The sequence below is a fragment of the Kocuria sp. genome, assembly GCF_030530945.1.
Lineage (GTDB): Bacteria > Actinomycetota > Actinomycetes > Actinomycetales > Micrococcaceae > Kocuria.
In genome coordinates, this window is the sequence record NZ_JAUMTZ010000003.1 from 35,508 (window position 1) to 56,725 (window position 21,218).

Consider the following 21,218-nt stretch of genomic DNA (forward strand, 5'->3'; position numbering starts at 1 on the left):
CAGTCCGACGGGCCAGGACTGGAGTTCCGGGTTCCCACGCGGTAGAGTAGGCCGGTACGCGTGTCGACGCACGTGTGCCCTTCTCTGGCTTCGACCCTGCTGAGTCAGAATCCTCGCGCCGATCCGTCCGTGCAAGCACGGACCAGGACCGGCCGCAAGCCCCCGCACACGCGTGCGGGCGTGGCAGCGCACCGTCCTCGACGGTGCGCACGCTGCGAGAACTTGCCCGTTGATTCTGCGCTCAGACACGAATCCGGGCAGGGCAGCAGGGCGGATTGCTCCGCCCCTCACGTGCGGTCTCCGCGTACGAACTCCGCGCAGTGCCTCGGGCCCCTCCTACGGCTTCGGGGAGGACCACGGCGTGGAGCGTTCACACGACCACCGTTCCGCAAGGCTCGACATTCAGTGGGTTTGGATGAGAACCGGCGCGACGACAGGAGTATTCAGTGATTCAGCAGGAATCGCGGCTGCGGGTTGCCGACAACACGGGTGCGAAGGAAATTCTCACCATCCGTGTGCTCGGCGGATCCGGACGCCGCTACGCAGGCATCGGTGACGTCATCGTCGCCACCGTCAAGGACGCCATCCCCGGCGGCAACGTCAAGAAGGGCGACGTGGTCAAGGCGGTTGTGGTGCGTACCAAGAAGCAGAGGCGCCGTCCCGACGGTTCCTACATCCGTTTTGACGAGAACGCCGCAGTGATCTTGAAGAACGACGGGGACCCCCGCGGCACGCGCATCTTCGGCCCCGTGGGCCGTGAGCTGCGCGACAAGAAGTTCATGAAGATCGTCTCGCTGGCTCCGGAGGTGCTCTGACATGGCGAAATTCAAGATCAAGACCGGTGACCTCGTGCAGGTCATCACCGGCAAGAACAAGGGCGAGCAGGGCAAGGTTCTGCGCGTGATCACCGAGACCTCCCGCGTGGTGGTCGAGGGCGTCAACGTGGTGACCAAGCACAAGCGCGCCAATGCCCAGGGCGAAGCCGGCGGCCTCGTCAAGTCCGAGGCTCCGATCCACATCTCGAACGTGATGCTCGTGGATCCCGAGACCGGCAAGCCGACCCGTGTGGGCTACCGCACCGAGACCGTGGAGCGTGACGGCAAGCAGAAGACCGTCCGCGTCCGCGTGTCCAAGAGCACCGGCAAGGATCTGTGATGAGCGAAACGACCGAAACCAACTTCACCCCCCGGTTCAAGACCAAGTACCAGGAGACCGTTGCCCCGGCGCTGCAGGAGCAGTTCGGCTACGCGAACGTCATGGAGATGCCGCGCGTGGTCAAGGTCGTGGTCAACATGGGTCTGGGCGAGGCGGCCAAGGACTCCAAGCTGGTGGACAACGCCATCAAGGACCTCACCGCCATCACGGGTCAGAAGCCCGTGGTCAACCGCGCCAAGAAGTCCATCGCGCAGTTCAAGCTGCGTGAGGGCATGCCCATCGGCGCGCACGTGACCATGCGCGGTGACCGCATGTGGGAGTTCCTGGACCGTCTTGTCACGCTCGCGCTGCCGCGCATCCGTGACTTCCGTGGTCTGTCCGACCGCCACTTCGACGGCAACGGCAACTACACCTTCGGCCTGACGGAGCAGTCCATGTTCCACGAGATCGACCAGGACAAGATCGATCGCGTGCGCGGCATGGACATCACCGTGGTGACCTCCGCCAAGACCGACGACGAGGGTCGTGCGCTGCTGAAGGCGCTCGGCTTCCCGTTCAAGACCAACTGATTCATCGACGCCAGAAGGTCCCTGCGGGCTGCAACCGGCAGGGAAACCGTGGTGAGGAAGGGCTGAAGCCCACATGACAATGACAGATCCTGTCGCAGACATGCTGACGCGTCTGCGCAACGCGAACTCCGCCTATCACGACACCGTGAGCATGCCGTACTCCAAGCTGAAGGCTCGGATCGCGGACATCCTCAAGGTCGAGGGCTACATCGCGGACTGGACCGAGGAGCCCGCACGGGTCGGCAAGACGCTCACCCTGAAGCTCAAGTTCGGCTCCAACCGTGAGCGCTCGATCGCCGGTGTTCGCCGCATCTCCAAGCCGGGACTGCGCGTCTACGCCAAGTCCACCAACCTCCCTCGGGTGTTCGGTGGCCTCGGTATCGCGATCCTGTCCACCTCCTCCGGGCTGCTGACTGACAAGCAGGCCGGCAAGAAGGGCGTGGGCGGGGAAGTCCTCGCGTACGTCTGGTAATCGGTAGCACAGAAGAAGAAAGGAAGAAGACATGTCACGTATTGGACGTCTCCCGATCTCTGTGCCCGCCGGTGTGGAGGTTTCCGTGGACGGTTCCGCGGTGTCGGTCAAGGGCCCCAAGGGCACGCTGACCCACACGGTCGCGGCACCCATCACGGTGGTCGTGGAGGACGGCACCGTTCAGGTGTCCCGCCCCAACGACGAGCGCGAGTCCCGCTCGCTGCACGGTCTCACGCGTTCCCTGATCGCCAACATGGTCCAGGGTGTGTCCGAGGGATACACCAAGCAGCTGGAGATCGTGGGCACCGGTTACCGCGTGCAGGCCAAGGGCGCCGACCTCGAGTTCGCTCTGGGCTACAGCCACCCGGTTCCCTTCAGCGCGCCGGAGGGCATCACGCTCTCGGTCGAGGGGAACAACAAGGTCGCCGTGTCCGGCATCGACAAGCAGCAGGTTGGCCAGGTCGCCGCGAAGATCCGCTCCCTGCGTCTGCCCGATCCCTACAAGGGCAAGGGTGTTCGTTACGCCGGCGAGCAGATCCGCCGCAAGGCCGGAAAGGCTGGTAAGTAATCATGGCTCTCGTAATCAAGGGCAAGTCGAAGGCTGCTCAGCGGGCTCGGCGTCACCGCCGCGTTCGCAAGCACATCGCCGGAACCGCGCTGCGCCCCCGCCTGGTGGTCACGCGTTCCACCCGCCACATGGTCGCCCAGGTGATCGACGACGACAAGGGCCACACCCTCGTCTCGGCCTCCACCATGGAGAACGACCTGCGTGCGTCGTCCGACGACAAGACCGCCAAGGCCAAGCGCATCGGTGAGCTGATCGCCGAGCGCGCCAAGGCCGCGGGGATCGAGACCGTCGTGTTCGACCGCGGCGGCAACAAGTACCACGGCCGCGTGGCCGCGGTGGCCGAGGGTGCCCGTGAAGGAGGTCTGGCGCTGTGAGCGAGCAGAAGAACGAGAAGGAAACTCAGGTGAGCGAAGCCACCAACGGTTCCAACGAGACGACCGGGGCTGCCTCGGAGCGTCAGGGGACTGACGAGAACCGCGGCGGACGCGGCGGTCGCAAGGAGCGCGCCGGACGCGGGAAGCTCCGCGGGGGGGGTGTCACCGTCACTCGAGGCCCCGGCGGTCGTGGCGGCCGCGACGACGACAAGGACAAGTTCCTCGAGCGCGTCGTGACCATCAACCGCGTGTCCAAGGTGGTCAAGGGCGGTCGTCGCTTCAGCTTCACCGCCCTCGTGGTCGTCGGTGACGGCAACGGCATGGTCGGCGTGGGCTACGGCAAGGCCAAGGAGGTCCCCGCCGCTATCTCCAAGGGTGTGGAGGAGGCGAAGAAGAACTTCTTCCGCGTGCCCCGCATCGAGGACCGCACTATCCCGCACCGCGTGCAGGGCGAGGCCGCTGCCGGTGTCGTCATGCTCCGCCCGGCAACCCCGGGTACCGGTGTGATCGCCGGTGGTCCGGTGCGCGCCGTGCTGGAGTGCGCCGGGATCCACGACGTGCTGTCCAAGTCCCTGGGCTCGTCCAACCAGATCAACATCGTGCACGCGACCATCCAGGCGCTGCGTGAGCTCGAGGAGCCCGCGTCCGTGGCCGCCCGTCGTGGGCTGCCCATGGACGAGGTCGTCCCGGCGCCGCTGCTGCGTGACATCCAGAAGGCAGGTGCCTGATGAACGGAAAGCGCATCCAGGCCACCGGCGCGTCCCTGCGCGTGAAGCAGGTCCGCTCCGTGGTCGGTCAGAAGCAGAACATGCGCGACACCCTGCGCTCGCTCGGTCTCAAGCGTCCGGGCCAGGTCGTGGAGCGCAAGGCCGATGCGGCCACCGCGGGCATGATCAACACGGTGTCGCATCTCGTCGAGGTTGAGGAGGCTTGAGCATGGCTGAGAACACCCAGAACAAGAGCCACGCTCTGAAGGTTCACCACCTGCGTCCGGCCCCCGGATCGCACCAGGCCAAGACCCGTCTTGGCCGTGGTGAGGCCTCCAAGGGCAAGACGTCCGGTCGCGGTACCAAGGGCACCAAGGCGCGCTACCAGGTCAAGGCCGGGTTCGCCGGCGGCCAGCTGCCGCTGTACATGCGGCTGCCCAAGCTGCGCGGGTTCAAGAACCCGTTCCGCGTGGAGTACCAGGTCGTGAACCTGGACCGCCTGGGCGAGCTGTTCCCCGAGGGTGGCACCGTCACCGTCGCGGACCTCGTCGCCAAGGGCGCCGTGCGCAAGAACCAGCCGGTCAAGGTGCTGGGCAGCGGAGAGATCTCCGTGGCCCTGAACATCACCGCGGACAAGTTCTCGGCCTCCGCGGCCGAGAAGATCTCCGCGGCGGGTGGTTCCACGCAGAACGCGTGAACGCTGCAGTTGTAGGGTGAGACCCTGAACTGGAACGGGCCCCGTGCCGGATTGCCGGCACGGGGCCCGTTGCTTTTCCCAGGGTGTCCGCACCGCTGCCCGAAGGGGCTCCCGGACATCCTTCGCTAGACTTGCCCGGGGTCGGAACCGACCGGGCCACCACGTTCTTGGAGGAGGACCTGTGCTCAGTGCTTTCGCGCGGGCGTTTACCACGCCGGAGCTGCGCAACAAGCTGCTGTTCACACTGGGGATCATCGTGATCTATCGGCTGGGGACGTTCATCCCGGCCCCGGGTGTGGACTACGGCAACGTCCAGCAGTGCCTGGCCATGGGGAACACCACGGGCGGCGCGTACGACCTGGTCAACCTGTTCAGCGGCGGCGCCCTGCTGCAGCTGTCCATCTTCGCCCTCGGCGTGATGCCCTACATCACCGCCAGCATCATCGTGCAGCTGCTTCGGGTGGTCATCCCACGCTTCCAGGAGCTCCACGAGGAGGGCGCCCAGGGGCAGACGAAGCTGACGCAGTACACGCGGTACCTGACCATCGGGCTCGCGGCGCTGAACGCCACCACGGTGATCTCGCTGGCCCGTTCGGGGAACCTGCTGGGCAACTGCTCCCTGCCGATCATCCCCGACGACTCCCTGCTGGTCCTGGTGGTCATGATCATCACCATGACCGCGGGCACCACGGTCATCATGTGGCTGGGCGAGCGGATCACCGACCGCGGCGTGGGCAACGGCATGTCCCTGCTGATCTTCACGTCCATCGCAGCCACCTTCCCGTCCGCGCTCGGCGAGATCCTGCGCACCCGCGGGTGGGGGATCTTCCTGGGCGTGTGCGCGATCGGGCTCGTGGTCATCACCTGCGTGGTCTTCGTGGAGCAGTCCCAGCGCCGCATCCCCGTGCAGTACGCCAAGCGCATGGTGGGCCGGCGCACGATCGGCGGCACGAGCACGTACATCCCGCTCAAGGTCAACATGGCCGGCGTGATTCCCATCATCTTCGCCTCCTCCATGCTCATGCTGCCCACCATGGTCGCCCAGTTCGCCATGCCCGACGACGGCAGTCCCGTCCCGGGGTGGGTCACCTGGGTGAACACCTACCTGGCGCGCGGGGACCACCCCGTGTACATGACGGTGTACTTCCTGCTGATCGTGGCCTTCACGTACTTCTACGTGTCCATCACGTTCAACCCGGAGGAGGTCTCCGACAACATGAAGCGCTACGGGGGTTTCATCCCGGGCATCCGCGCCGGGCGACCCACGGAGAACTACCTGCGCTACGTGCTGGCCCGCATCACGCTGCCGGGCGCCCTCTACCTGGGCATCATCTCGATGATCCCGCTGGTCGCGCTGGTGCTCTTCGACGCCAACCAGAACTTCCCGTTCGGCGGTCCGTCGCTGCTGATCATGGTGGGCGTGGGCCTGGACACGGTCAAGCAGATCGACGCCCAGCTGCAGCAGCGCCACTACGAGGGTCTGCTGCGCGTCTGAGACCGGCCCCGGCGGCGTCGGGAGGGGGCACGCGTCCCCGGACCACGACGCCGCCCGCACCCCCGGGCGACTCCGCCCGCGCCTCGCGCGGGCCAGCCCGCGTTCTGCGGCCCCGCTAGAGTGGGGCCACGTATCCGCTCACGCAAGGAGAGATCATGACCCGCATGCTGATCATCGGACCGCCAGGCGCAGGCAAGGGCACCCAGGCCGCCCGGATCTGCGATCGGCTGGGCGTCCCGGCCATCTCCACCGGGGACATCTTCCGCGCGAACATCAAGGAGCAGACCGAGCTGGGCCGCGAGGCGCAGCGCTACACCGACGCGGGGAACCTGGTGCCGGACTCGGTGACCAACGAGATGGTCCGTGACCGGCTCTCCCACGGGGACGTGACCGGCGGCTTCCTGCTGGACGGCTACCCGCGCACCGTGGCCCAGGTCGAGGAGCTGGACCGAATCCTCGAGGCGAACGGGGTGGGCCTGGACGTGGTCCTCCTGCTCACCGCCGACAACGACGAGCTGGTGGCACGTCTGCTCGGACGTGCCCAGGAGCAGGGGCGCACCGACGACACCGAGGACGTGATCCGCCACCGTCTGGACGTGTACGACGAGCAGACGGCGCCGGTGGTCGGCGTCTACGAGGACCGCGGCATCGTGGTGCGCGTGGACGGTCTCGGCAGCATCGACCAGGTCACCGAGCGCATCATGGCGGCACTGGGCCGCTGAGCCGAGGCACTGCGCGCCACGCGCGCTCTGCAGAACGGGTGAGCCCCCGGGACGTCTGCGCGCGACCCGGGGGCTCACCCCCGCAAGCACCAAGGCTCCTCCGAGAGCCGCTGAGGGAAGGACCGGGAACCGTGTTCGGACGCCGCAAGATCCAAGTCAAGTCGGACGCCGAGCTGGCCGCCATGGCCCGCGCGGGGGTGGTGACCTCGCGTGCGCTGGACGCCGCCGTCGCCGCCGCCCGCCCGGGTGCCACCACCGCGGACCTGGACAGGGCCTTCCGTGCCGTGCTCGACGAGTACGACGCCGGGTCCAACTTCCTGGGCTACTACGGCTACCCGGCCACCGTCTGCGCCTCCGTGAACGAGGAGGTGGTCCACGGCATTCCCGGGGACCGCGTGCTGGCGGACGGGGACATCGTCTCGATCGACGGCGGTGCCGTCGTGGCCGGGTGGCACGGGGACTCCGCCCGCACCGTGCTCGTGGGGGAGCACCACGACCCCGCGGACCAGGAGCTCTCCGACGTCACCCGTGCCGCCATGTGGTGCGGCATCGCCGCGATGGCCACGGGCACGCACGTGGGGGACATCGGCCTCGCCGTGGAGAACCACGTGCGCGAGAGCGTGGGTACGCGCCTCGGGATCCTCGAGGACTACGTGGGCCACGGGATCGGCACGGAGATGCACATGGACCCCGACGTCCCGAACTTCGCGAGCCGCCAGCGTGGCCCCAAGCTCGTCACCGGCATGGCCCTGGCCATCGAGCCCATGCTGGTGCGCGGCGGCATCGAGACCCGCGTCCTCGCGGACGACTGGACGGTCGTCACCGTGGACGGCTCCCGCGCCAGCCAGTGGGAGCACAGCGTCTGCCTGCACAGCGAAGGGGTCTGGGTGCTGACGGCCGAGGACGGCGGGGCCTCCGGGCTCGTGCCCCTGGGCGTGACGCCCGTGCCGATCCCCGGCTCCTGACCCCCGGCCCCACCTCACCCCGAAAGGGAGGACCACCATGACGGCCCAGCCCGTGGAAATCACCCCTCGGCCCAAGACCGGCCAGCTCGTCTTCACCCCCGCCCGCCGGGGCAAGCCCCCGCTGCACATCGCGGACTTCGACATGGCGGGACGCAAGGAGTTCCTGCGCGAGGCGGGCTACCCGGCGTTCCGGGCCTCGCAGCTGTCCACCCACTACTTCGAGCGCTTCGAGGCAGACCCGGCGGTCATGACCGACCTGCCCGCCGCCCAGCGCGAGGAGCTCGTGGCACGGGCGATGCCCCCGCTGCTCACCACGGTTCGCCAGCTGCGCGCGGACCAGGGCATGACCGTGAAGTCCGTGCACCGGCTCTTCGACAACGCCATGGTGGAGTCGGTGCTCATGCGCTACGACAAGCGCGTGACCATGTGCATCTCCTCCCAGGCGGGCTGCGGGATGAACTGCCCGTTCTGCGCCACGGGGCAGTCGGGGCTCACGCGCAACCTTTCCGCGGCGGAGATCGTGGACCAGGTGGTCCAGGGCGTCCGCGCTCTGCGCGACGGTGCGGTGGGGGACCCCGAGGAGGCTCCCCAGCGCGTCTCCAACATCGTGTTCATGGGCATGGGGGAGGCCCTCGCGAACTACAAGGCCACCATGGGCGCGGTCCACCGGATCATCGACCCCTCGCCGGAGGGGCTGGGTATCTCTGCACGCGGACTCACCATGTCCACCGTGGGCCTGGTGCCGGGGATCCGGAAGTTCACCCAGGAGAAGCTGCCCATCACCCTGGCCCTGTCCCTGCACGCCCCGGACGACGAGCTGCGCGACGAGCTGATCCCCATCAACACACGCTGGAAGGTGGACGAGGCGCTGGACGCCGCCCGCGACTACTACGACGTCACCGGGCGCCGCGTCTCCATCGAGTACGCCCTGATCCGGGACATCAACGACCAGGGCTGGCGGGCGGACCTGCTGGGGGAGAAGCTCAACAGGCGAGGTGCTGGGTGGGTGCACGTGAATCCCATCCCGCTGAACCCCACACCGGGTTCCAAGTGGACGGCCTCCCGCCCGGGTGTGGAGCAGAACTTCGTGGAGCGGCTGCGCGCCCACGGAATCCCCACCACGGTGCGCGACACCCGCGGCTCCGACATCGACGGCGCCTGCGGGCAGCTCGCCACCGAGGCCTGACGGGGCTTCGCCGGGTGGCGGCTGGCCTTGCAAAATCGGCCGCAGCAACGTACTGTCGTGCGTTGGTTGTTTGTGCTCACAGACCGAGCCACGCCCCCACCACCTCCGACCCCCCGCTGCGGCTCGCGGCGCGGGGTTGTTCGTCTGGGGGTCGCGAGGTCCGGGCACCGCCGTCCGGATAGACAACCGGACCCCTCGAGAAGTTAGCGGAGGATATGGCCAAGAAAGACGGAGTCATCGAGATCGAAGGCACTGTGGTCGAGGCACTGCCCAACGCGTCGTTCCGTGTTGAGCTGACCAACGGTCACAAGGTGCTCGCCCACATCTCGGGCAAGATGCGCCAGCACTACATCCGGATCCTCCCCGAGGACCGCGTGGTGGTGGAGCTCAGTCCCTATGACCTCTCCCGAGGCCGGATCGTCTACCGCTACAAGTAGCATCCACGGCCGCCGCACCCGGACGGGACCCCGTCCTTCGCGAGCGGCCCAGGTGCACACGCCATTACGAGTACGCGAAGGAATGCGATGAAGGTCCAACCGAGCGTCAAGCAGATCTGCGACAAGTGCAAGGTGATCCGCCGCAACGGGCGGGTCATGGTGATCTGCGAGAACCCGCGCCACAAGCAGCGCCAGGGCTGACGGAGACGCACCCGCCCACAGACGTGGATTGACAAGAACGGACACCGCAGCCGCCGCCCCAGGGCGCGGCAACCCCCGGCACGGAGGCCGGAGACCGATCGCAGAGCGTTCGGGACGCGGTGTTCAAGACCTCCGGAACATCAAGGAGAACCGCCACCATGGCTCGTCTCGCAGGCGTCGATCTTCCCCGTGAAAAGCGGCTGGAAGTTGCGCTGACCTACATCTACGGCGTGGGCCGTACCCGCGCACTGGAAACCCTGGAGGCCACGGGCATCTCCGGGGACGTGCGCGTCAAGGATCTCACCGATCCGCAGCTCGTGGAGCTGCGCGACTACATCGAGGGCAACTACAAGGTCGAAGGCGATCTGCGCCGTGAGGTGGCCGCTGACATCCGCCGCAAGGTGGAGATCGGCAGCTACCAGGGCCTGCGCCACCGCCGCGGCCTGCCGGTCCACGGCCAGCGCACCAAGACCAACGCTCGCACCCGCAAGGGTCCCAAGCGCACGGTCGCCGGTAAGAAGAAGTAATCGTGGTCGCCATCCAGGGGATGGCTGATCAACGTCGAAGATCTTTGTAGGAGAACTCATGGCCCAGAAGACTCGCGCCACGGCCGCTCGCAAGCCGCGCCGCAAGGTGAACAAGAATGTGACCCAAGGTCAGGCTCACATCAAGTCCACGTTCAACAACACCATCGTTTCCATCACCGACCCCTCGGGTGCGGTCCTGTCGTGGGCCTCGGCCGGCGGCATGGGCTTCAAGGGCTCGCGCAAGTCCACCCCGTTCGCCGCGCAGCAGGCCGCCGAGGCCGCCGCGAAGGGTGCTCAGGAGCACGGCATGCGCAAGGTGGATGTGTTCGTCAAGGGACCGGGCTCGGGACGCGAGACCGCGATCCGCGCCCTGCAGGCGACCGGTCTGGAGGTCGGCTCCATCCAGGACGTCACCCCGTCCGCGCACAACGGCTGCCGTCCCCCCAAGCGCCGCCGCGTCTGATCCGTGTCACGCGGTCGTCCGGACCCACGGTCCCGGACGGCCGCGTCTCGACGCGGTGTCCTCGCCTGCTCACCGCGGCATCCACCCATCTTGTTTTCCACCACCTGCGTGCGTCATATGGCGGAGGCACGCTGAAAGGAAACATCAGTGCTGATTGCACAGCGTCCCACCCTCACGGAAGAGGCTGTGGCCGAGAACCGCTCCCGGTTCGTGATCGAACCGCTGGAGCCGGGCTTCGGCTACACCCTCGGCAACTCCCTGCGCCGCACGCTCCTGTCCTCCATTCCCGGTGCCTCCGTGACCAGCATTCGCATCGACGGCGTGCTGCACGAGTTCTCCACCGTGGAGGGTGTCAAGGAGGACGTCACCGAGCTCATCCTGAACATCAAGCAGCTCTCGCTGTCCTCCGAGGAGGACGAGCCGGTCACCGCCTGGCTGCGAAAGCAGGGCCCGGGTGAGGTCACCGCGGCGGACATCTCGGCTCCGGCGGGTGTGGAGGTCCACAACCCCGAGCTGCACATCGCGACCCTCAACTCGAAGGGCCAGCTGGAGATCGAGCTGACCATCGAGCGCGGCCGCGGCTACGTCTCGGCGTCGCAGAACAAGTCCGGTGACGCCGAGGTCGGTCGGATCCCCGTGGACTCCATCTACTCGCCCGTGCTCAAGGTGACCTTCCGCGTGGAGGCCACCCGTGTCGAGCAGCGCACGGACTTCGACAAGCTCATCCTCGACGTGGAGACCAAGGAGGCCATCTCCCCGCGTGACGCGGTGGCCTCTGCGGGCACCACGCTGGTGGAGCTTTTCGGTCTGGCGCGCGAGCTGAACTCCGCGGCCGAGGGCATCGAGATCGGGCCGTCCCCCACGGACGCGGCTGCCGCCGCGGACATGGCGTTGCCCATCGAGGACCTGGAGCTGTCCGTCCGCTCGTACAACTGCCTCAAGCGCGAGGGCATCCACAGCGTGGGTGAGCTCGTGGGCCGTTCCGAGGCGGACCTCATGGACATCCGCAACTTCGGTGCCAAGTCGATCGACGAGGTCAAGGACAAGCTCGGTGAGCTCGGTCTGGCCCTGAAGGACTCCCCTCCGGGCTACGACCTCGCCGCCCACGCGGCGTCCCTCGAGGACGAGGACGACAACAACAACCCGTTCGACGTCGACCTCGACTGACGCCCACACCACTTCCCGTGCCCCGCGGCGGCTGAGCCGGCCGCGCGGGCCCGACCACCAGGAGATCTACTATGCCTACCCCTACCAAGGGACCCCGTCTCGGCGCCGGGCCGACCCACGAGCGCATGATCCTCTCGAACATGTCCCAGCAGCTGTTCGAGCACAAGCGCATCACCACCACTGTGACCAAGGCCAAGCGCCTGCGTCCCGTGGCCGAGCGCCTGATCACCTTCGCCAAGCGCGGTGACCTGGCCTCCCGCCGTCGCGTCATGCGTCAGCTGACCGACAAGTCCGTGGTGCACGAGCTGTTCACCAGCATCGCCTCCGCCATGGAGGGCCGCGAGGGCGGCTACACCCGCATCACCAAGATCGGCAACCGCAAGGGCGACAACGCCCCCATGGCCGTGATCGAGCTGGTCATGGAGCCCGTGGCCAAGCGCGAGACCGTCGCCGAGGCCGAGCGGGCCACCGCCAAGGCCGCCCCGGCCCCGGCTGCTCCGGTGGACACCCCCGCTGGCTCCTCGACCGCGGACGTCAAGGCCGAGGAGATCCCCGCCGAGGAGCAGGCTCCGGCCGTGGGCTCCGAGGAGGCCGCCGAGGTCGCCGCCGAGAACAAGGACGCCGAGTTCCCGGGCTCGCACGCCCCGCTCGAGTCCGGTGAGGCCCCCGAGGGCTTCGCCGTCAAGGGCAACCGCAACTCCATGAAGTACCACGTGCCCGGTTCGCGCTGGTACTCCGGGACCACCGCGGAGATCTGGTTCGACTCCCCGGCCAACGCCGAGGCGGCTGGCTTCCAGCCCGCCGGCGGCGCGGCCGCCCAGAAGATCTCCGAGTAGTCGAGAAGTTCCCCGGTCGCGCACGCACCGGTGACGACGCCGCCGCAGGACGCCTGCGGCGGCGTCGTCGTGTCCGGGCACGGCCCCGGGGATGAGCGGGGGAGAGGAGCACGAGGTGCTGGACGAGACCACACGGCTGCGGATCGAGCTGGCCTACGACGGCGCGCCCTTCAGGGGATGGGCGCGCCAGCCTGGGCTTCCCAGTGTGCAGGCCGCGCTCGAGGACGCCCTCGAGCTGGTCGTCCGCGCGCCGTGCCGCACGGTGGTTGCCGGGCGCACGGACACCGGGGTGCACGCGCGGAACCAGACCGTGCACGTGGACGTGCCGGTGACCCGTTGGCGCGAGCTGAGCGCCCCGCGCGGAGGCGGGGAATCGGGGCCCGCCCGTTCCGCCACCCCCGCGGGCCGGGGTGGGGCTGCGGACGGCTCGCCGGGTGCGGGGAGCGGCGTGGGAGGCCTCGCCGCCGGCTCCGTCCCCGCGATCACCCGTCGGCTCAACGGGGCACTGGCCCGCGTGCTGGGGAGGGAACGGGAGGCCCACGGCTGGGAACCGGCCGTGGGAGCGGTGGTCGTGCACGACGTCGCCGTGGCCCCGGCAGGCTTCGACGCGCGCTTCTCCGCGCTGTCCCGCGGGTACCTGTACCGCGTGGCGGACACCGTCACCGGCCACGACCCCCTCACACGCACGTGGGCGTGGTGGCTGAACTCCGAGCTGGACGTGGCCGCGATGGACCGGGCGGTGCACGAGCTGCTGGGGCTGCACGACTTCCTGAGCTTCTGCAAGCCCCGGGAGGGTGCGACCACGGTGCGGGAGCTGCAGGGCGCGGGCGTGGAGCGCGACGCCGCAGGGACGGTCCTCGTGCGCCTCACCGCGGACGCCTTCTGCCACCACATGGTCCGCTCGGTGGTGGGGGCCGTGGCCCGCGTGGGGGAAGGACGCCGGGACGCCTCGTGGCCGGGGGAACGGCTGCGGGCCGCGAACCGGGATGCCTCCGTGCCCATGGCACCCGCCCACGGTCTCGTGCTGGAGGCCGTGAACTACCCGTCACCGGAGCGGCTGGCGGAGCGGGCGCTGCTCACGAGGGCCCGGCGAGACGCTTCCTGACGCCGGTTCCGCATCCGCGAAGTGGCGGGGTGAACGGGGATCCGGTATCATGGAATGCTGTTGTGCGTGTTCTGCCCCGGTTCACGTGTACCCGCCTCGGTCGCTCATGTTGCAGAGCGCACGGCCGAGCGGTGCACCGGGTTGCGGACGCACGGATGCCGCCCGGATCTCACCCGGGCCCCGAAGCACAGCGGAACAGATCGACACGAGTAATCGTGTCTTCACCAGACAAACGAAGGCAGATCAACGTGCGTACGTACACTCCGAAGCCCGGTGACGTCCAGCGTCAGTGGCACGTCATCGATGCCACCGACGTCGTCCTGGGTCGTCTTGCCAGCCAGACCGCAACGCTGCTGCGCGGGAAGCACAAGCCGACCTTCGCGCCCCACGTGGACACCGGCGACTTCGTCATCATCATCAACGCGGACAAGGTGGCCCTCACCGGCGCCAAGCTGCAGAAGAAGCGCGCCTACCGCCACTCCGGCTACCCGGGCGGTCTGAAGTCCACCAGCTACGAAGAGCTGCTGGCCAAGAACCCCACCCGCGCCGTGGAGAAGGCCGTCAAGGGCATGCTCCCCAAGAACAAGCTGGCGGCTCAGCAGCTGACCAAGCTGAAGGTTTACGCGGGCGCCGAGCACCCGCACCAGGCCCAGCAGCCCAAGCCCTACGAATTCACGCAGGTCGCCCAGTAATTCGGGCCAACGAAGAACACTTAAAGGAGAATCGTGGCTCAGAACACTGAAGAGCAGATGACCGAGGACGTGGAGCTGACCAGCTACACCTCCGAATCCACCGACTCCGCCGTCGGCGGCGCCGCACTGTCCGAGCGCCCCGCTCTGACCGTTCCCGGTCAGGCCGTGGGCCGCCGCAAGCAGGCCATCGCCCGCGTGCGCCTCGTGCCCGGCTCCGGGAAGTGGACCGTCAACGGCCGCACCCTGGAGGAGTACTTCCCCAACAAGCTGCACCAGCAGGAGGTCAACGACCCCTTCACGCTGCTGGAGCTGCAGGGCGGCTACGACGTGATCGCCCGCATCAGCGGCGGCGGCCCCTCCGGCCAGGCCGGTGCCCTCCGCCTGGGTGTGGCCCGTGCGCTGAACGAGATCGACGCCGAGCACAACCGTCCGGCTCTGAAGAAGGCTGGCTTCCTGACCCGTGACGCCCGCGTCATCGAGCGCAAGAAGGCCGGTCTGAAGAAGGCCCGCAAGGCCCCGCAGTACTCCAAGCGCTGATCGCCGACGCTCCGGTTCCCACCGGGCGTTCCCCGCAGGGCCCCGTTTTCCGGTTTCGACCGGAAAACGGGGCCCTGCGCCGTAGTCCTCGGTGTTGCGCGGGCGAACGGGTCGTGACGCGCGCGTAAAGTGTGAGGCGGAGCACCGTCGCTCCCACCGCACCGTCACGAGAGGGCCCGCATGAGCAAGCAACCGGACCACCAGCAGGAGAAGGCCGCCACGGAGAAGGCCGGAGGCAAGGTCGCCGAGGCCGCCCGCGTCGGTGCCGCCCAGAAGACCGCGCCCACGGAGGTGCTGCCCACGGGGCCGCACCGGGCCTCGGTGGTGCAGGACTACGCCGCGGAGCTGGACGAGCTCTCCGAGCTGGACAGGAAGCTGCACGGGCAGGCGGACGCGGAGTCGTCCAAGGCGTGGAAGATCGGCTACCCCTACGACCAGAAGCTCTCCCGCAAGGAGTACGAGCACACGAAGCGGGCTCTGCAGATCGAGCTGCTGAAGCTGCAGCTGTGGATCAAGGAGACCGGGCAGAAGCTGCTCATCATCTTCGAGGGCCGCGACGCCGCGGGCAAGGGTGGAGCCATCAAGCGCTTCACCGAGCACCTGAACCCCCGCGGCGCGCGGGTGGTGGCGCTGGAGAAGCCCACCAGCATCGAGGAGACGCAGTGGTACTTCCAGCGCTACGTGGCGCACCTGCCCTCCGGCGGGGAGATCGTCCTCATGGACCGCTCGTGGTACAACCGCGCCGGGGTGGAGCGCGTCATGGGCTACTGCACCTCGCAGGAGTACTACGAGTTCATGCGCCAGGCGCCCGAGTTCGAGCGCATGCTGGTCAACTCCGGCACCCACCTGATCAAGTTCTGGTTCTCCGTGACCCGCGCAGAGCAGCTCGCGCGGTTCCAGTCCCGCCGCACGGACCCCGTGCGGCAGTGGAAGCTGTCTCCCACCGACGTGGCGTCCCTGGACAAGTGGGACGACTACACGGAGGCCAAGGAGGCCATGTTCTTCTACACGGACACGGGGGACGCTCCTTGGACGGTGATCAAGTCCAACGACAAGAAGCGGGCACGGCTGGAGGCCATGCGCTACGTGCTCGCGCAGTTCGACTACCCGGACAAGGACCACGAGCTCGTGGGCACCGTGGACTCCAAGATCGTGGGCGGAGCCACGGACTTCACCGACGACAACGGCTCCAACCCCGACGGGTTCCCGGTGGTGCGTCCGGGGAAGGACTGATCCGGATGCGCGGCGGTTGCCCGGTCGATGGTCGTAGGATGATCTGCGATGTCTAGAATCTTTGGAACGGACGGCGTGCGCGGTCTCGCGAACGGCCTCCTCACAGCTGAACTCGCCATGGAACTGTCGCAGGCCGCGGCCATCGTCCTGGGTCACCGCCACGCCGGAGAAGGGAAGCGCCCCACGGCCGTGGTGGCCCGTGACGGCCGCGCGAGCGGTGAGTTCCTGGGCGCGGCGGTCACCGCCGGGCTCGCCAGCTCCGGCGTGGACGTGTACGACGCCGGGGTGCTGCCCACCCCTGCCGCGGCCTACCTGGTGGGGGACATCGACGCCGACTTCGGTGTGATGATCTCCGCGTCCCACAACCCCGCCCCGGACAACGGGATCAAGTTCCTGGCACACGGGGGCAAGAAGCTGCCGGATGCCGTGGAGGACACCATCCAGCAGGTCTACGAGGCGCGCGACTTCGTGCGCCCCACCGGCGCGGACGTGGGTCGCGTGACCCGGCTCTCCGACGCCGAGGACCGGTACATCCTCCACCTGGTGGGGGCCATCCCGCACCGCCTGGACGGACTGTCCATCGTGCTGGACTGCGCCCACGGCGCGGCCTCCGGCACCTCCCCGGACGCCTTCCGGGACGCCGGGGCCACCGTCCACGTGATCGGTGCGGAGCCGGACGGGCTGAACATCAACGACGGCGTGGGCTCCACCCACCTGGGTCCGCTGAAGCAGGCCGTCCGCGAGTTCGGTGCGGACATGGGGATCGCCCACGACGGCGACGCCGACCGCTGCCTCGCGGTGGACCACACCGGCACGGAGGTGGACGGGGACCAGATCATGTGCATCCTGGCGCTGGCCATGAAGGATGCCGGAGCCCTGAACAGCAACACCCTGGTGGCCACCGTGATGAGCAACCTGGGACTGCAGCTGGCCCTGGAGGACGCGGGCATCGAGCTGGTGCGCACCTCCGTGGGGGACCGGTACGTGCTGGAGTCCATGGTGGCCAACGGCTACAACCTGGGCGGTGAGCAGTCGGGCCACGTGATCATGGCGGACTTCGCCACCACCGGCGACGGCCTGCTGACCGGGCTGATGCTCGCCTCGCGCGTGGCCCAGACCGGGATGCCGCTCCAGGAGCTGGCCACGGCCATGACCCGCATGCCGCAGGTGATGATCAACGTGAAGAATGTGGACCGGGCCGCCGCGGGCAGCAACCCCGCCGTGCAGGATGCAGTGGCCCGCACCGAGGAGCGGCTGGGGGAGACTGGACGCGTGCTGCTGCGGCCCTCCGGCACTGAGCCCGTGGTGCGCGTGATGGTGGAGGCGGCCACCCACGAGGACGCCCAGCACGAGGCCGAGGCCCTGGTGGCGGTGGTGCAGGAGAACCTGAGCCTGCAGGGCTGAGCGCACCCTTCCATGAACGAGGGCCCCGCATCCGGAAGGATGCGGGGCCCTCGTTGCGTGACGGGGTGGACGGGTGGGTCAGGCGGTGGGGCCGGAGTGCCGGCCCTCGGCCGGGGTGGTGGTGCCCCGGTCGATGAGGGCGTCGCGGATCTCGGTGAGCAGCACCGTCTGGGGGTCGGCGGGCTCCTCGGTGGGAGTGATGCCCATGCGCCGGTTGCGCCGCTCGATCATCTTGTTCATGGGCAGCACGATGCAGAAGTAAACGGCCGCGGCGATGAGCAGGAAGTTCACGACTGCGGTGAGCAGCACACCGAACTTGAGATCGTTGCCGCGCAGGGAGACCACGGCGAAGGTGTCGAAGTTGGGAGATCCCACGACGGCGGAGATGGCGGGCATGAGCACGTTCTCCACGAGGGCGTTGACGATCTTGGAGAAGGCGGCGCCGATGATGACGGCAACGGCCAGGTCCATCACGTTGCCCTTCATGATGAATTCCTTGAAACCACTGAGCATGACGTCCACAGTACGGGGCGTGTGCATGGAAGGCGTGCCGAAGCGCCCACACGGGGGTCGTGTCGCCGCCGGCGGGTCAGTTCTTGCGCAGCAGCACGCGGCGGATCTTGTGGTCGTGGTCCTTGGAGAGGATGAGACGGGCGCGGCCGCGGGTGGGGCGGACGTTCTGCACCAGGTTGGGCTCGTTGATCCTGCGCCAGATGTCGGTGGCCAGCTCCCGCGCCTCGGCGTCCGTGAGGCCCGCGTAGCGGTGGAAGTAGGACTCCGGGTCGGAGAACGCGGAGGAGCGCAGGGCCTGGAAACGCTCCACGTACCAGCGCTCGATGTCCTGGGTGCGGGCGTCCACGTAGATGGTGAAGTCGAAGAAGTCGCTCAGGGCCAGTGCAGCGGGCCTGCCGCTCTCCAGCTTGGCCGGTGCCAGGACGTTGAGCCCCTCCACGATCACCACGTCCGGGCGGGTCACCACCACCTCCTCGTCCGGGAGGATGTCGTAGGTGACGTGGGAGTACCTGGGGGCGCGGACCTCGGCGGCCCCGGACTTGATCTCCGAGACGAAGCGCAGCAGCGCCCGGCGGTCGTAGGACTCGGGGAAGCCCTTGCGGTCCATGAGCCCGCGCCGTCGCAGCTCGGCGTTGGGGTACAGGAACCCGTCCGTGGTCACGAGCTGCACGTTGGGGGTGGAGGGCCACCGGGCGAGCATCTCCCGCAGCAGGCGGGCCGTGGTGGACTTGCCCGCGGCCACGGACCCGGCGATCCCGATCACGAAGGGGGTGCGCGCGTGGTGCTCGCCCAGGAACGAGTTGGTGGCGGCGTTGAGCTGCGTGGAGGACGTGTCGTAGAGGGTGAGCAGCCGAGAGAGGGGGAGGTAGACCTCGCGCACCTCGTCCACGTCCAGGCGGTCGCCGAGACCGCGCAGGTTCTCGATCTCCTGCGCGGTGAGCGGGACGTCGATCTCGTGCGAGAGCCGGGACCAGGTCTGGCGGTCCAGCTCCACGAACGGCGTGGCGCGGTGGGTGAGGGGCTGTGTGCTCATGCTCGGACCAGTGTAGGCCCGGGGCGCGGACGCGGAGGTCAGTCGGTGACCCGTTTCCGGTACAGTGCTTTGCATGTGTGGAATTGTGGGATATGTGGGCTCAGAGCGTGCTGACGGGCGGAAGCACACTGCACTGGACGTGATTCTGGAGGGCCTCCGCCGCCTGGAGTACCGCGGGTACGACTCCGCCGGCGTGGCGGTCATCGCGGAGGGTGAGGTGGAGTACCGCAAGAAGGCGGGCAAGCTCAGCAACCTCGTGGCGGAGCTGGAGGAGCACCCCCTCCCGGACTCGAACATCGGCATCGGCCACACCCGGTGGGCGACCCACGGCGGACCCTCGGACGTCAACGCCCACCCGCACGTGGTGGACGGCGGCAAGCTGGCCATGATCCACAACGGCATCATCGAGAACTTCAGCGAGATCAAGCGCGAGCTGGCCGCCGAGGGCGAGAGCTTCGTGTCCGAGACGGACACCGAGGTGGCCGCCGTGCTCCTGGCGCGCACCTACAACGCCCAGCCTGCGGATGCCAAGGACCTCACCGTGGCCATGCAGGACACGTGCCGCCGGCTCGAGGGCGCGTTCACCCTGCTGGCCGTCCACGCGGATGTCCCGGACCGTGTGGTGGCGGCTCGGCGCAACTCCCCCCTGGTGATCGGGCTGGGCGAGGGCGAGAACTTCCTGGGTTCGGACGTCTCCGGATTCATCGACTACACCAAGCACGCCGTGGAGATGGGACAGGACCAGATCGTCACCATCACCGCGGACGACTACACGATCGTGGACTTCGACGGCAACCCCGCCGAGGGCAAGCCCTTCGACATCGAGTGGGACGCCGCCGCCGCGGAGAAGGACGGGTACCCCTCCTTCATGGAGAAGGAGATCCACGACCAGCCGGCGGCCGTGGGGGACACCCTGCTGGGGCGGCTGGACGAGAGCGGCCGCCTCACCCTGGACGAGCTGAAGATCGACGAGTCCGTGCTGCGCTCCATCGACAAGATCGTGGTGATCGCGTGCGGCACCGCGGCGTACGCCGGCCAGGTGGCCCGCTACGCCATCGAGCACTGGTGCCGGATCCCCACCGAGGTGGAGCTGGCCCACGAGTTCCGCTACCGGGACCCGATCGTGAACGAGAAGACCCTCGTGGTGGCCGTCTCCCAGTCCGGGGAGACCATGGACACTCTGATGGCGGTGCGCCACGCGCAGGAGCAGGGCGCGAAGGTGGTGGCCATCTGCAACACCAACGGCTCCACGATCCCGCGCGAGGCCGACGCGGTGCTGTACACGCACGCCGGCCCGGAGATCGCTGTGGCCTCCACCAAGGCGTTCCTGGCCCAGATCACCGCCGCGTACCTCCTGGGCCTGTACCTGGCGCAGCTGCGCGGCAACAAGTTCAAGGACGAGATCGCCACGCTGCTCTCGGAGCTCGACGCCATGCCCGCCAAGATTCAGCGCGTGCTGGACGAGGTGGAGCCCCAGGTCAAGGAGCTCGCCTCGGACATGAAGGACGCCGGCTCGGTCCTGTTCCTGGGTCGCCACGTGGGCTTCCCCGTGGCCATGGAGGGTGCTCTGAAGCTCAAGGAGATCGCCTACATCCACGCCGAGGGCTTTGCGGCGGGGGAGCTCAAGCACGGCCCCATAGCCCTGATCGACCAGGGCCAGCCGGTGATCGTGATCGTGCCCTCGCCCAACGGGCGGGACTCGCTGCACGCCAAGGTGGTCTCCAACATCCAGGAGATCCGCGCGCGCGGTGCCGAGACCATCGTGATCGCGGAGGAGGGGGACGAGGCGGTGCGCGAGTTCGCCAACCACGTCTTCTACGTCCCCGAGGCCCCCACCCTGCTGCAGCCCCTGCTGGCCACCGTGCCGTTGCAGATCTTCGCGTGCGAGCTCGCCGGAGCCAAGGGCTACGACGTGGACCAGCCGCGCAACCTGGCCAAGTCCGTCACGGTCGAGTAGACCGCGGCCTGCCGGCCCACCACGGCGGGTGACGCCTCCCACGGGAGCCGTCACCCGCCGTCGTCGTCCCCACCCCGGTGACGACGCCGCCGCGCCCGCGTGGCGGGCAGGAGACCGTCGATCCCGTGGCCGGGCGGCACCTCTCGGGTTCCGGCCGGGCCGGAGCCGCCTCTGACCCCACGCGGACCGGACGCCTTGGCCCC

Annotated in this window: 27 protein-coding genes; 25 read left to right on the top strand and 2 right to left on the bottom strand. The window is 68.4% G+C overall.

All coding sequences use genetic code 11. The annotated features are described in order from the left end of the window. The first annotated feature begins 446 nt into the window (after window positions 1-446). From rplN to glmM, 24 genes are all read left to right on the top strand, one after another. Window positions 447-815: a 50S ribosomal protein L14 gene (gene rplN / locus Q4A22_RS04070; protein ID WP_012397698.1), complete on the top strand. Its 369-nt coding sequence runs from the start codon at window positions 447-449 to the stop codon at window positions 813-815. Window position 816: 1 nt separating this feature from the next. Continuing rightward, window positions 817-1,155: a 50S ribosomal protein L24 gene (gene rplX, locus Q4A22_RS04075; RefSeq protein ID WP_019309641.1), complete on the top strand. Its 339-nt coding sequence runs from the start codon at window positions 817-819 to the stop codon at window positions 1,153-1,155. Then, the gene (gene rplE, locus Q4A22_RS04080; protein ID WP_303177462.1) at window positions 1,155-1,724 is read left to right on the top strand and encodes a 50S ribosomal protein L5; all 570 of its coding nucleotides are present in this window, start codon (window positions 1,155-1,157) and stop codon (window positions 1,722-1,724) included. Before rplX ends, rplE begins: the two co-directional genes overlap by 1 nt. 73 nt (window positions 1,725-1,797) lie before the next feature. Further along, window positions 1,798-2,196: a 30S ribosomal protein S8 gene (rpsH, locus tag Q4A22_RS04085; protein ID WP_303177463.1), complete on the top strand. Its 399-nt coding sequence runs from the start codon at window positions 1,798-1,800 to the stop codon at window positions 2,194-2,196. A 31-nt stretch (window positions 2,197-2,227) separates the two neighbouring features. Further along, on the top strand, window positions 2,228-2,764 hold the full coding sequence (rplF, locus tag Q4A22_RS04090) for a 50S ribosomal protein L6 (RefSeq protein ID WP_303177464.1): 537 nt from the start codon (window positions 2,228-2,230) through the stop codon (window positions 2,762-2,764). Between the two features lie 2 nt (window positions 2,765-2,766). Further along, window positions 2,767-3,138, top strand: coding sequence for a 50S ribosomal protein L18 (gene rplR, locus Q4A22_RS04095; RefSeq protein ID WP_303177465.1), 372 nt, complete (start codon window positions 2,767-2,769; stop codon window positions 3,136-3,138). Beyond that, the gene (gene rpsE / locus Q4A22_RS04100; protein ID WP_303177466.1) at window positions 3,135-3,866 is read left to right on the top strand and encodes a 30S ribosomal protein S5; all 732 of its coding nucleotides are present in this window, start codon (window positions 3,135-3,137) and stop codon (window positions 3,864-3,866) included. Before rplR ends, rpsE begins: the two co-directional genes overlap by 4 nt. Beyond that, window positions 3,866-4,072 carry a 50S ribosomal protein L30 gene (rpmD, locus tag Q4A22_RS04105; protein ID WP_303177467.1) on the top strand — a complete coding sequence of 69 codons (207 nt, stop codon included), beginning with the start codon at window positions 3,866-3,868 and terminating at the stop codon, window positions 4,070-4,072. Before rpsE ends, rpmD begins: the two co-directional genes overlap by 1 nt. Window positions 4,073-4,074: 2 nt before the next feature. Next, window positions 4,075-4,542, top strand: a complete 468-nt coding sequence (rplO, locus tag Q4A22_RS04110) for a 50S ribosomal protein L15 (protein WP_303177468.1) — start codon at window positions 4,075-4,077, stop codon at window positions 4,540-4,542. 181 nt (window positions 4,543-4,723) lie between these two features. Beyond that, window positions 4,724-6,037 (top strand): preprotein translocase subunit SecY, encoded by a 1,314-nt coding sequence (secY, locus tag Q4A22_RS04115; protein WP_303177469.1) that lies wholly within the window; start codon window positions 4,724-4,726, stop codon window positions 6,035-6,037. A gap of 155 nt (window positions 6,038-6,192) precedes the next feature. Beyond that, entirely contained in the window at window positions 6,193-6,759 is a 567-nt protein-coding gene (locus tag Q4A22_RS04120) for an adenylate kinase (RefSeq protein WP_303177470.1), read from the top strand. Between the two features lie 131 nt (window positions 6,760-6,890). Further along, window positions 6,891-7,724 (top strand): type I methionyl aminopeptidase, encoded by an 834-nt coding sequence (map, locus tag Q4A22_RS04125; protein WP_303177471.1) that lies wholly within the window; start codon window positions 6,891-6,893, stop codon window positions 7,722-7,724. A 37-nt stretch (window positions 7,725-7,761) separates the two neighbouring features. Further along, the gene (gene rlmN / locus Q4A22_RS04130; protein WP_303177472.1) at window positions 7,762-8,910 is read left to right on the top strand and encodes a 23S rRNA (adenine(2503)-C(2))-methyltransferase RlmN; all 1,149 of its coding nucleotides are present in this window, start codon (window positions 7,762-7,764) and stop codon (window positions 8,908-8,910) included. Window positions 8,911-9,125: 215 nt separating this feature from the next. Beyond that, on the top strand, window positions 9,126-9,347 hold the full coding sequence (infA, locus tag Q4A22_RS04135; RefSeq protein ID WP_012397711.1) for a translation initiation factor IF-1: 222 nt from the start codon (window positions 9,126-9,128) through the stop codon (window positions 9,345-9,347). A gap of 87 nt (window positions 9,348-9,434) precedes the next feature. Continuing rightward, window positions 9,435-9,548: a 50S ribosomal protein L36 gene (gene rpmJ / locus Q4A22_RS04140; protein ID WP_012397712.1), complete on the top strand. Its 114-nt coding sequence runs from the start codon at window positions 9,435-9,437 to the stop codon at window positions 9,546-9,548. 158 nt (window positions 9,549-9,706) lie between these two features. Further along, a complete protein-coding gene (rpsM, locus tag Q4A22_RS04145; protein ID WP_012397713.1) occupies window positions 9,707-10,075 on the top strand; it encodes a 30S ribosomal protein S13 in 369 nt (122 codons plus the stop codon). Between the two features lie 58 nt (window positions 10,076-10,133). Then, window positions 10,134-10,538: a 30S ribosomal protein S11 gene (rpsK, locus tag Q4A22_RS04150; protein WP_012397714.1), complete on the top strand. Its 405-nt coding sequence runs from the start codon at window positions 10,134-10,136 to the stop codon at window positions 10,536-10,538. Between the two features lie 147 nt (window positions 10,539-10,685). Continuing rightward, window positions 10,686-11,705, top strand: coding sequence for a DNA-directed RNA polymerase subunit alpha (locus Q4A22_RS04155; RefSeq protein WP_303177473.1), 1,020 nt, complete (start codon window positions 10,686-10,688; stop codon window positions 11,703-11,705). A 71-nt stretch (window positions 11,706-11,776) separates the two neighbouring features. Beyond that, window positions 11,777-12,541, top strand: a complete 765-nt coding sequence (gene rplQ / locus Q4A22_RS04160; protein ID WP_303177474.1) for a 50S ribosomal protein L17 — start codon at window positions 11,777-11,779, stop codon at window positions 12,539-12,541. 91 nt (window positions 12,542-12,632) lie between these two features. After that, on the top strand, window positions 12,633-13,646 hold the full coding sequence (locus Q4A22_RS04165; protein ID WP_303177475.1) for a tRNA pseudouridine(38-40) synthase TruA: 1,014 nt from the start codon (window positions 12,633-12,635) through the stop codon (window positions 13,644-13,646). A gap of 248 nt (window positions 13,647-13,894) precedes the next feature. Continuing rightward, window positions 13,895-14,338 (top strand): 50S ribosomal protein L13, encoded by a 444-nt coding sequence (gene rplM, locus Q4A22_RS04170; protein WP_303177655.1) that lies wholly within the window; start codon window positions 13,895-13,897, stop codon window positions 14,336-14,338. Between the two features lie 33 nt (window positions 14,339-14,371). Then, the gene (rpsI, locus tag Q4A22_RS04175; RefSeq protein ID WP_303177476.1) at window positions 14,372-14,875 is read left to right on the top strand and encodes a 30S ribosomal protein S9; all 504 of its coding nucleotides are present in this window, start codon (window positions 14,372-14,374) and stop codon (window positions 14,873-14,875) included. A 180-nt stretch (window positions 14,876-15,055) separates the two neighbouring features. After that, window positions 15,056-16,108: a polyphosphate kinase 2 gene (gene ppk2 / locus Q4A22_RS04180; RefSeq protein ID WP_303177477.1), complete on the top strand. Its 1,053-nt coding sequence runs from the start codon at window positions 15,056-15,058 to the stop codon at window positions 16,106-16,108. A gap of 48 nt (window positions 16,109-16,156) precedes the next feature. Beyond that, a complete protein-coding gene (glmM, locus tag Q4A22_RS04185) occupies window positions 16,157-17,512 on the top strand; it encodes a phosphoglucosamine mutase (RefSeq protein ID WP_303177478.1) in 1,356 nt (451 codons plus the stop codon). 78 nt (window positions 17,513-17,590) lie between these two features. Here glmM and mscL read toward each other — a convergent pair whose 3' ends face one another. Further along, window positions 17,591-18,025 (bottom strand): large conductance mechanosensitive channel protein MscL, encoded by a 435-nt coding sequence (mscL, locus tag Q4A22_RS04190; RefSeq protein ID WP_303177479.1) that lies wholly within the window; start codon window positions 18,023-18,025, stop codon window positions 17,591-17,593. A gap of 76 nt (window positions 18,026-18,101) precedes the next feature. Then, the gene (gene coaA / locus Q4A22_RS04195; RefSeq protein ID WP_303177480.1) at window positions 18,102-19,058 is read right to left on the bottom strand and encodes a type I pantothenate kinase; all 957 of its coding nucleotides are present in this window, start codon (window positions 19,056-19,058) and stop codon (window positions 18,102-18,104) included. A 73-nt stretch (window positions 19,059-19,131) separates the two neighbouring features. Between coaA and glmS the strand changes: the two genes are divergently transcribed. Beyond that, on the top strand, window positions 19,132-21,015 hold the full coding sequence (gene glmS / locus Q4A22_RS04200; RefSeq protein WP_303177481.1) for a glutamine--fructose-6-phosphate transaminase (isomerizing): 1,884 nt from the start codon (window positions 19,132-19,134) through the stop codon (window positions 21,013-21,015). Window positions 21,016-21,218: the final 203 nt, after the last annotated feature.